The organism is Streptomyces pseudoechinosporeus (genome assembly GCF_054783935.1).
Genome location: NZ_BAAGPS010000023.1, coordinates 425278 through 432040, shown reverse-complemented (window position 1 = coordinate 432040; position 6763 = coordinate 425278). Strand labels below are relative to the sequence as shown.

The following is a 6763-nucleotide window of genomic DNA, read 5'->3' as shown; positions in this document are numbered from 1 at the left end:
CCGGCCGCCCGGTGTGGCACCGCCGAACGGCAAGCCCGACTCGGCCACATAGACTCCGTGGTCGTCGTCGAAGGCCAGGCTGGTCGGGAAATCCAGCCCGTCGGCCACTGCGGTCATGCCGTATCTCCATCTTTGGTGTGTGGGGGACGTTTTCGTGGGTTCGGCCTTCCCACAAGTAGCCGGAGGAGCCGAAACGGCCCGCCGGAGAAATCCGACGGACCGTCATGTCCGACGGAGGCTAATGGACGACAGAGCGTCACGCCCTGGCGGGCACTGTCATTGCCTACATCCCCGACGTTACGGATGAAGGGATGGAAGCGGATCCGTCACCGTATCCGTCATGGAGCTGCCAATGCGGTCGAGCTGTCTGCGTCGAGGTCCCCGTGGAGTCTGACTCGACCCCAACGCCCACGTCTGGACTCGGTCTGTGCTCCAGGTTTCGAACACCGATCACCAGCAGATCGTCCAGCACCGGATACTCCTCTCAGCTCAGCCGAATCATGTGCGCGGAGCAGCGCAGCGGGCGCTGACGGCGCCCTCCCCGCAACCGCAGAGCAGAACCGCATTCGGGCGGATACTCGATCGCGACGCCCGGCCGTAACTGCCGTAGTAAAGGCCGGGTTTGCTGAGCTATGGACAGCAACAGACGGTTGTGCAGGGTGAAGTGACGGGGGCCTGTCCCCGACTATCGCCCCGCCGGGCATGGCGTACGAGCAGGCCGGCGCCCGGCGCCTCCCCGGCGGGCGAGCGCCGGCGGCCCGGTCGGTGGGGGCGCCGGTGCCCCACCCCTCGGGGCTGGGCGCGGAGGGGCGGGGCAGGCGGGGGCCGGGATCAGGCGCCGAGCGCCCGGGCGATCAGGGACGCGTACTCTTGATGCCCCTTGGTGTTGGGGTGGTACGAGTCGTTGAGCGCGGAGACGCCGACGCTGGCCGGGTCGGTCAGGAACGGGTCCGGGTCGCAGATGCCGTGTCCGTCGAAGAGCGGCTGGGCATCCAGGAACTGGGCTCGTCCGCCGGCCTGCCGCACCGCATCCTGGATCACCTTGTTGAGCTCCACGGCGGCGGCGTTCATCTGCTTGCGCACCTCCGGGTAGGGGTTGAAACGGTTCTGGGTGAAGGTGCAGCTCGCGTTCACATCGAACAGCTTGGGGTAGCCGGGGACGATGAGGCGGGCATTCGGTGCGGCGGCCAGTTGCGGGTCACGGCCAGGTGCGTTCGATTCGATCCGCTCGGACGGCATAGGCGGCCGGACCGCCCCGGGCCACTGCCTTGTGGATGCTGTCCTGGCTGGCATGCAGACGCTCGACCATCTCCATGGTCCGTAGTTGCTGGTTGTCGAGGTAGAACAGAACGGCCGAACTCTCCCGCACCGGCTCGATCTCCCGATCTCGGGTCTTGATCCGGCCGTCCTTGGAGAGAGGAACCCATCCACAGCCCAGGCCGTGCCGGATCCAGTCCTCGTCGGGCACGTCCTGAGCGTCGGCCGGAAAGACTTCGGCGATGCGGTGCACGATCCACCCCAGTTGCCTGAGTTCCTCGGCTACCCTCCGGCCGAGATTCCGGTCGAGAAAGAACTCAGGCGGCAAGACGCACCACGGCTCGGCAGAGCTCTTCCACCTCTTCGGCGGTCATGTCGTATTCGTAGGCGATGTCGTCGATCGACTCGCCCGCGTCCCACAGGTCTGTCACGGCTTTCACCGGTACGCGGTTGGCCTCAACCACCGGGAGCCCGTGGCCGAAGCGCGGGTCGATGACCACCGGCACCGAATCCGGGTACTGGCGCAGCCTGAGGCTGGAGGGGAACTCGTCACCGGCGTCCCACGACAGATAGCGCAGATAGTCCGCCACGACCTCCTGAATGGGGGCCTGGCCGTCGCGGGCACGGCGCAGATCACCCAAACCGTGATCGATGAAGATGTCGACGCCGTCAGTTGCGATGCGCTTCGACACCAGGCCGTAAGGCGTGTCGAAGGCCCTGCGCACGGCCGCGGCGGCTTCCCGGATCTCCGTCATCCTCAGGCCCAGATCGCGCAAGGAGCGCAGGACGTAGGCCTCGGCCACCGCCACGAAAGGAACGGACGGCTGGCCGCGCCGCACAGAGACGATGTGATGGACCAGAGGAGCGCCGGCGGCCTGCCCGCGCAGCCATGTGTCCAGTGTGGAGCGAGGAATCTGCAAGTACTGGGAGGTCTCCGTCGGTGTCAGCAGACCCTCATCAAATCTGTCGATCATGATCCTCGCCTCCCTTCACTACGTCGTGTCACTGTGTCGTGCGCTGCCGCATGTTTGCACATTCAGGATGCCATCGGGCCAGGTCGGTCGGACGTTCACTCGATGGCGTGTGGCTCGTGTGCCTGTGCGGAGGTCGGGCGTGGGCGCGGGTGTTCAGTCCAGGTGGGCGATGAAGGTGCGCCAGGCGTGGGGGGTGAAGGTGATCACTGGGCCGGTGGGGCGCTTGCTGTCGCGGACGGGGATGAGGGTGGGGATGTTGCTGGCGACTTCGACGCATTCGCCTTGCCCGCCGCTGTAGGTACTGATGCGCCATGCCGCTCCAGCGAGGGCGGAGGTGTTGTCGGCGACTTCGACGCAGTTGCCTTGCCCGCCGCTGTAGCTGCTGACGCGCCATATCGCTTCTGCGAGAACGGGCGAGGGGAGGTGGTCCCGGCTCATTGTGTGTACTCCTTGGCGATGCGACGGATCAGCGTGAGCGATTCCGTTGGCGGCAACGCCGACGTGCGAGCGTCGTCGAAGAGTTCGCGGTAGTGGGCCACCTCGGACTCCTGCTCCATCCAGATGTTGCCGATCGGGGTCTCTGTCAGGACGAGGTCCAGCGCTGACACCCGCGGGAAGCTCAGCAGTAGGTACGGGCCGAACATACCTGAGTGCGCACCGCGCGAGAACGGCAGTACCTGGACGGTGATGTTGGGCATTTCGGCCATGGTTGCCAGGTGTTCAAGCTGGTCGCGCATCACGGCGGATCCCCCAACCTGCTGGCGGAGAACACCTTCGGCGAGTACGGCCCAGAGCTCCAACGGCGCCTCGCCGGCGAGCCGTTCCTGCCGGGCGATCCGCACTTGCACGAACTGGTCGATCTCCTCCGCCGTCTTCCATGCGCGAGACGCCACGGTGATCGCTCGTCCATACGCGGGTGTTTGAAGGAGTCCTGGGATCAGCTGAGCCTGGAACGTCTTGATGCCGTCGCAGATGTTCTCCATCTCGATGTAGTCCCGGTACGTATCAGCGAGGACGGCACCGTACTGATGCCACCAGCCTTCGCGTCGACGCCGGTTGGCTCTGCGGGCGAGGGAGCCGAGGCGTTCGCGTGTTTCTGAGTCCTCCACTCCGTACGTCTGCATGAGGGCGATCAGGTCTGGGGTGCGCACGGGTACATGCCCGTTCTCGATGCGGCTGATCTTCCCCTTGGTGCAGTCGAGCGCGTCGGCCGCTTGCGTGGTGGTCAGACTCATGGCTTCACGCAAGCGCCTTAGTTCGTCGCCCAGTTGGCGCCCGAGCACGGTGGATGGTTTGACGTTTGGCATACGTACCTCCCTACCAGGGCTGTTGCCGGACTGCCCGCAGGTTACCCGAAAGGGTGAATTGAGGTCTGGCTCTCCCTTCAACGTTGCGCCGTCTCGCCGTTTCGCGGCACCCTCTTCGTGGCGGGAGTCCGAACTTCCGCAGGTTCGCGGGGACTTGAGCACCATCTATCGACCCTCAGGGGGCGTCATGACAGAGAGCCTCGGCTCGAACGAGGTCACCTTCCGGCTGTCCCGTTGCCGCCGCAGTGTGCCGAGGTCCCGAGCGGCGCTGCATGCCGTACTTGGCGAATGGGGCATGGCCCAAGACGTCCTGGACACCGCCGAGTTGGTGCTCTCGGAGCTGGTGACCAATGCACTGCGCGTACCTGTGCTGAGTGATCGGCAGGTGGGCGTACGGATCGCGCGCTCGCCGGTGGACGGCCTGCTGCGGCTGGAGGTCAGTGACGCGGGCTCGGACAGGCCCGAAGTGCGGGAGCCCGGCGACGACGAGACCGGTGGGCGCGGGCTACTGCTCGTGGAGGCGTTGGCTCACCGCTGGGGAGTTGACGAGCGCGCGGGCGGGATCGGGAAAACCGTATGGGTGGAGCTCAAAGCGCCGGACATCGTGGCTGAGCCCGTTGAGAGAGAGGTCGCCGCCGTCATGGTCCGGCCCGGACAGCGCGTGCGGGTGCGGGGCGGGTGGCGCACGGTCCGTACCGTACGAAGTGAGCGGTACGCGACTGGTGGACTCGCCGTCGTGCTGGGGCTGGACGAGGGCCCGGCGCTGCGCGTGCCCGCGGCCGAGCCGCTGGCCGTACGGAGTGAGGACGGCGTGAAGCGGACCGGCCGGGGCTCGCTGCGGGGGCAGATCCACACCCCCGACGACTTCGATGAACCGCCCGACGACCTTGCCGGCGTTTTCGGGATGCGCTGAGGCACCGGCTCCCGGCGCATCAGCAGGACCTTGGCGCGGTGGTGGGCCCAGAGGGGTGCCAGTCCCACAGCGTGAGCACTTCTCCCCGCCGCGTTCACACATCGCTCGTCTGAGCGCCTGGACGAGCCTGCGGGCGGGTGGGTCGGTGCCGCGGCCGACGACTTCGACGACCCGCTGGGGACGGGTCGGGAACCGTGGCCCGGCCGCACGTGCTGCGGGGTCGGCCACACCTTGGGTACGACGGTTGCCGTGGCGGCGCGTTCCGCTGCCGCGGCGGGGGCCGGGGCGAGGCCCGGCGCACAGAGAGCCAGGGCAGCCAGGAGGCCGACCATCACCGGCTTGAGCGCCGGTATCCGGTTCAATGTTTTATCCATCGGGGAGCATGGTGGTTGATAGATTCATCATGGGGCAAGACCTCGGCGGACGGGTTTACGGGGCCGGAACCAACCGTGTCTGGCGGCGGGCCGCGTGTTCGGTGCGGCAGCCCGTGCCGCACTCGACGAAGCAACTCTTCCCGTGGACACGAGCAACAGCTGAACGAAGTACGGAACACGCCGCGGACACAGGCCCTGCGAGGTCGCGGGCGCACGGGCGAAGCGGGATGGCGCTCGTGCCTTTCGTCCGGTCAGCGACGGCTCCACAGCTGATTGCTGCCGCCCCAGCACTCCCATAGCTGGACCTTCGAGCCGTTTGCCGTACCGACGTTGCTCACGTCGAGACACTTGTCGGACAGGTCGTTGGTGATCGTTCCGTCCGTCGTGAAGGACCAGCGTTGGCTCGGCGTCCCGTTACACGTCCACAAGATGACGCGCGTGCCGTCGGCGGTGCCGTTACCGTCCGCGCCCAGACACTTGCCCGCGATGCGCAGCTCACGAGCCGCGGTGTAGGTGTACTGCTGGCTGGGGTCGCCGGTACCGCAATCGTAAATCTGCTGTTGTGTGCCGATAGGCCCGTTTCCGGTGTTGTCGAGGCACCGGCCGGAGCCTCGTCCGACAATGAGGCTCGAGCCGCTACCCGCTTTGGAGTCGGTACCTGCTTTGGAGCCGGTACCCGCTTTGGAGTCTGTGGCCGAGGGCGACGGCGAGACGCCGGAGTCGACCGAGGGCGACGGCGAGACGCCGGAGTCGACCGAGGGCGACGGCGAGACGCCGCTGGGGACGGGCATGGGCGCTTGAAGGGGTAGGGAATCGAAGGGCCAGGCGGCATCGGGGGATGAAGAGGGGAAAGGGGAGATATCGCGTGCGGCCGACGTGGACGTCGGCTCCGACGGCGTGCTGCTGAGGACGCCGACCACCGCCGTCACGGCCAGCAGCATCACAGCGCCCACCGCCCAGGCCGGCCGTCTCCGCAGGGACGCTCGCCACCCCGCGATCTTGCGCTGGTCTTCCTGGTGCGTCGGCCCGCCCGGGCCCCGCTCGCCTGCGATCCTGCGCCGATCCAGGTACTCTCGCCCGCCCCAGCCCAAAACTCCCGTGGCCAGCACGACGGGCAGCTCGTCGGACAGCGTCAGGCATGCCGCAGTCTCGCTGCACCGCGCGCACGCCGCCAGATGCCGCTGCAGGTCCTCCGGCGCCCACGCCTCCGGCGACCGCGTCGCCGTCTCCAGCAGTCCCAGGTAGCCACGGCACTCCTCATTCGAGTCCGCCACGTCGGCCGCGTACACCCCCTGACAGCACTCGCGGAATGCTTCTCTGACCCGGGCGACCTCCCACTCCCTGGTCTCCTCCCACGGCCTGCCTCCGGCGTCGCTCTTGGTGTGCAGTCCCTCGACCTCCACCGCCCAGAGCAGCTCCGCGTCCGCCGTCGGCATCTGCTGCAGTGCCCGCAGCGCGAGCGGCGGCTGTTGCGGGGCGATGGGCTGCTGCGCCGCCCGCTCATACAGCCAGATGCTCAGCTCCGTGCTGAGAGGCTCACCTCGCCCCTGCATCTGCCACCTGTCCGCCATCTCGAGCACGGCCATCAGTAGCAGTGGCAGCCACGGCAGTTGTATGACCTGCCGCCGCCACTCGATGCCCAGCGTGAATGCCTCGTACGCCAGCTGCGCGGCCTCCGCGGGGCTTGTCGTGCACAGGCTGGCGTAGCACAGGACCGCTTCCCGGTACTCCTCCGGGAGCTCGTCTCCGGGCTTCGCCTCCGGCACTGAGACCTGGGGCAGCGCCGGAGGCAACGACTGGTTGGCCATGGAAGTATCCATTCTGGAAACGCACATCGACTGCGTTGCAATGGTGAAGCTCTGACAGCCGAGGGACCGCCGGTGGGAAACGCCACGTGACGACTGCCAGGCGATCGACGGCTGATTGAGTGTCCTACGA

At 67.4% G+C, this 6763-nt stretch carries 7 protein-coding genes; 1 reads left to right on the top strand and 6 read right to left on the bottom strand.

The window, feature by feature from the left end:
* Positions 1-831: 831 nt before the first annotated feature.
* The 5 genes from ACYVO6_RS25410 to ACYVO6_RS25390 form a co-directional block, all read right to left on the bottom strand.
* Entirely contained in the window at positions 832-1239 is a 408-nt protein-coding gene (locus ACYVO6_RS25410) for an SGNH/GDSL hydrolase family protein (protein ID WP_461064851.1), read from the bottom strand.
* A complete protein-coding gene (locus ACYVO6_RS25405; protein ID WP_461064849.1) occupies positions 1199-1585 on the bottom strand; it encodes a PIN-like domain-containing protein in 387 nt (128 codons plus the stop codon). Before ACYVO6_RS25405 ends, ACYVO6_RS25410 begins: the two co-directional genes overlap by 41 nt.
* Entirely contained in the window at positions 1575-2231 is a 657-nt protein-coding gene (locus tag ACYVO6_RS25400) for a DUF433 domain-containing protein (RefSeq protein WP_461064847.1), read from the bottom strand. The genes ACYVO6_RS25405 and ACYVO6_RS25400 overlap by 11 nt, the downstream gene beginning before the upstream one ends.
* Before the next feature lie 153 nt (positions 2232-2384).
* Positions 2385-2669, bottom strand: coding sequence for a DUF397 domain-containing protein (locus ACYVO6_RS25395; protein ID WP_461064846.1), 285 nt, complete (start codon positions 2667-2669; stop codon positions 2385-2387).
* Positions 2666-3538 (bottom strand): helix-turn-helix domain-containing protein, encoded by an 873-nt coding sequence (locus tag ACYVO6_RS25390; protein ID WP_461064896.1) that lies wholly within the window; start codon positions 3536-3538, stop codon positions 2666-2668. The genes ACYVO6_RS25395 and ACYVO6_RS25390 overlap by 4 nt, the downstream gene beginning before the upstream one ends.
* 187 nt (positions 3539-3725) lie before the next feature.
* On the opposite strand from ACYVO6_RS25390, the gene ACYVO6_RS25385 reads away from it, so the two are divergent.
* The gene (locus tag ACYVO6_RS25385; protein WP_461064844.1) at positions 3726-4451 is read left to right on the top strand and encodes an ATP-binding protein; all 726 of its coding nucleotides are present in this window, start codon (positions 3726-3728) and stop codon (positions 4449-4451) included.
* 625 nt (positions 4452-5076) lie between these two features.
* Here the strand turns inward: ACYVO6_RS25385 and ACYVO6_RS25380 are convergent.
* Positions 5077-6633 (bottom strand): RICIN domain-containing protein, encoded by a 1557-nt coding sequence (locus ACYVO6_RS25380; protein WP_461064842.1) that lies wholly within the window; start codon positions 6631-6633, stop codon positions 5077-5079.
* Positions 6634-6763 lie beyond the last annotated feature (130 nt).

What these genes read in the sequence shown, in the direction of transcription:
- ACYVO6_RS25410 (WP_461064851.1), bottom strand. Translation starts at nt 1,239, where the DNA reads ATGCCGTCCGAGCGGATCGAATCGAACGCACCTGGCCGTGACCCGCAA.
- ACYVO6_RS25400 (WP_461064847.1), bottom strand. Translation starts at nt 2,231, where the DNA reads ATGATCGACAGATTTGATGAGGGTCTGCTGACACCGACGGAGACCTCC.
- ACYVO6_RS25395 (WP_461064846.1), bottom strand. Translation starts at nt 2,669, where the DNA reads ATGAGCCGGGACCACCTCCCCTCGCCCGTTCTCGCAGAAGCGATATGG.
- ACYVO6_RS25390 (WP_461064896.1), bottom strand. Translation starts at nt 3,538, where the DNA reads ATGCCAAACGTCAAACCATCCACCGTGCTCGGGCGCCAACTGGGCGAC.
- ACYVO6_RS25385 (WP_461064844.1), top strand. Translation starts at nt 3,726, where the DNA reads ATGACAGAGAGCCTCGGCTCGAACGAGGTCACCTTCCGGCTGTCCCGT.
- ACYVO6_RS25380 (WP_461064842.1), bottom strand. Translation starts at nt 6,633, where the DNA reads ATGGCCAACCAGTCGTTGCCTCCGGCGCTGCCCCAGGTCTCAGTGCCG.